At 38.6% G+C, this 2,746-nt stretch carries 4 protein-coding genes; 1 reads left to right on the forward strand and 3 read right to left on the reverse strand.

What is annotated here, in order from left to right; genetic code table 11:
* Nucleotides 1-934 (forward strand): zinc-binding alcohol dehydrogenase family protein (locus AC1DPQ_RS23770; RefSeq protein WP_477611078.1); only part of this gene is annotated, 934 nt, incomplete at its 5' end.
* Between the two features lie 346 nt (nucleotides 935-1,280).
* Here AC1DPQ_RS23770 and AC1DPQ_RS23775 read toward each other — a convergent pair.
* The 3 genes from AC1DPQ_RS23775 to AC1DPQ_RS23785 all read right to left on the reverse strand — a co-directional run.
* Nucleotides 1,281-1,580, reverse strand: a complete 300-nt coding sequence (locus tag AC1DPQ_RS23775; protein WP_029276618.1) for a hypothetical protein — start codon at nucleotides 1,578-1,580, stop codon at nucleotides 1,281-1,283.
* Between the two features lie 41 nt (nucleotides 1,581-1,621).
* Nucleotides 1,622-2,179 carry a hypothetical protein gene (locus AC1DPQ_RS23780; protein WP_477585221.1) on the reverse strand — a complete coding sequence of 186 codons (558 nt, stop codon included), beginning with the start codon at nucleotides 2,177-2,179 and terminating at the stop codon, nucleotides 1,622-1,624.
* A 154-nt stretch (nucleotides 2,180-2,333) separates the two neighbouring features.
* Nucleotides 2,334-2,746: helix-turn-helix domain-containing protein (locus AC1DPQ_RS23785; protein WP_477611079.1), on the reverse strand; the 413-nt coding region annotated here is incomplete at its 5' end.

Below are 2,746 nucleotides of genomic sequence, written 5' to 3' on the forward strand. Positions count from 1 at the left end.
ACCTAGCGGACGCGATATACTGGTTAAGATAAATGCAATCAGTGTAAATCCGGTAGATTATAAAATACGCCAGAACAGTGCTAAAGATACTGTATTGGAAACGCCTAAAGTGATTGGCTGGGATGCTACCGGAACGGTAGAAGCTGTTGGAGAGGTGGTTACTTTTTTTAAACCTGGCGATGCGGTTTATTATGCTGGTGACCTTACGCGCAGTGGCAGTAATACCGAATATCAATTGATAGATGAACGTATTGTAGGTTTAAAGCCAAGCACACTCAGCAATGCCGAAGCTGCTGCTATGCCCCTAACCGCGCTTACAGCATGGGAATCGTTATACGATCGTATCCGCATCAGCGAACAAAAAGATAAAGGAAAAAGTATACTCATTATTGGAGGTGCCGGTGGTGTAGGTTCAATTGCCATACAGCTCGCAAAAAAAATAAGCGGACTAAAGGTAATTACCACCGCTTCGCGTACAGAAACCAAAGAATGGTGCCTGGATATGGGAGCCGATTTGGTAGTAGACCATAAAAACCTGATTGAAGAAATACATGCAGGAGGTTATCAGGAAGTAGACTTTATACTAGATTTTGTTGATTTAAATAACTATTGGGATGCGATAGTAGAATTGATCAAACCTCAGGGACACATTGTTTCCATTACCGGTTCAGCCACTCCTATTGCGCTGAATAAGTTGAAAAACAAAAGTGTTACTTTTTCGTGGGAATTGATGTACACCCGTTCGATGTATCAAACCGATGATATGGAAGAGCAACACCATATTTTAAATAAACTCGCCGAACTTTTTGACAATGGCACGCTTAAAACGACATTAAACACCACGCTGAAAGGATTTACAGCAGCAAACCTAAAAGAAGCACACCGCTTATTAGAAAGCGGAAAAACGATTGGTAAGGTTGTAATCGAATATTAGGGATAATTTATTGCATAAAAATTAATATAAATGACATATAGATTTTTAGCTTATTGTAAGCTACGAGCAATCTTACAACGATCGCTACTAGCGGCGCGCATTAAGATTGCTTCGTGCCTCGCAATGACGAATTCTCTTTAGAATACGTCAATTGTAGCTTGTAGAAAGACAAGTTTAAACACTTAATTAATCGTTCCATACGATAGGATTTTMATCGTGACGGATTCGGATCGATTATAAATTATGTTGCAGTCTTTATTGCTTACGATAGCATGGAAACAAGAAAAGGCTACTCCTTTCGGAGCAACCTTCCCGTATTTTTGATCGATAAAATAAATTGGGCGGGTTATTTTTTCCCGCTCATATCCATAAAAATGGATTTGATACCTTCCAAAAGCTCTTTGCTCTCGCTTGCCAGCACCAATGGAAACCATTCGTCTGTGTGCAATTCTATCACATGCTCATGGATCAGGTAATGCCTGCCAGATCTAACCCTTCGCCGATTGCCGGGAATGACTGTTCCTGATAACATTTTGATTATAATTTTCGTAATCATCCTAATGTATTTCGGAGAATCCTCATATTTACAATCAATAAAAAGGATCCACAATCCGTTCATCGTATTGTATTGTATACTTGCTTTCATTTATGAAGCTTATTAAAGATGATTACTTAGGAATGCCCGTTTTATAAACTGAAGCCCCAGGCGATTCTGAAGCCTACAAAGTTGTTCGTATGGTCGCAGTGATAGAATTTGCCATTGCTTTCATAGCGTAATCCTGTATCGATATAATTATTGTTGTGCAGATAAAATATCATCCCTGCCTGTGGCGCGTATACAAACGCAGCTTTTTTGCCCTCAACACAATTTGTTTTATTTAAAAGGAAGGAGAAACCTATTTCCGACTGCAGATAAAGATTACTTCTGTAGAAATATTTTAAGCCTGCTTTAACTGGTACAAGCTGTAAATCATCTACCAGGTGGGAGTAGTTGCCCGATACAAAAATGTTATTGAATCCGGTATTTACCGAGGCATATAAAATGCTTTCAGTGATGGGAAATTCTGCCTGAACGGAAACGCCAAGCGGTGCCTCGTACTTTTTGGCCAAATAGCCAGTAGCCAAACCTGTTTCAATACCAACAGAATACCGGATACCGGTACCACCATAAACCTGCGATTGTGCTTTGGCGCCTTGAAAAGCAAACAATGGCAACAGTAGAGTTAGTGCGTTAATTGTTTTCATGATTTCGAAATTTTAGTGAATAGAAATCCATCACCATAATTGTACTTATGGTGAATTATTTAGAGAGATACTATAAAAAAAAGGGAGAGTTCACCGGGGATGGTAAACCCTAAGAAGATATGGGTTTAAAATAAATTAAAATACCAGCGATGGCTTAAGAAATAGACCGATTGTTATTTCTTGGCATAGTATGATGTGCAACCGTTTCAGAAACACTCTTATCTATGTTGTTATTGCTTAATATTTCGTTGTATTTTTCAAGTAACTTGATGTATTTATTCATCCAGAAGTATACAGAATTCGCATCACCTTTGGTTTGATCCCCTGTATGTGCATCTAAAGCTTCGTGGATATAGTTACTGTTTTTAGCAAAAGTTTCGGGTAACTCAACAGAAAAATCGTGACCGATTACGGTACCCACTTTCCAAATAATTTCAGGGTTTAGACTTTTCTGATCAAACCAATTGTAAATAGTTCTTCTACTTACATTTAATTTCCGGGATAATTCACTTATCCCCATTCTATCTCTGCGTACAACACGCTCAAGAACTTGGCCTACATTTAAAC

The sequence above is a fragment of the Pedobacter sp. 01T416_2 genome (genome assembly GCF_056398925.1).

Excerpts from the sequence above, each read along its gene's own strand:
- AC1DPQ_RS23775 (WP_029276618.1), bottom strand. The coding sequence starts at position 1,580 with ATGAAAGCAAGTATACAATACAATACGATGAACGGATTGTGGATCCTT.
- AC1DPQ_RS23780 (WP_477585221.1), bottom strand. The coding sequence starts at position 2,179 with ATGAAAACAATTAACGCACTAACTCTACTGTTGCCATTGTTTGCTTTT.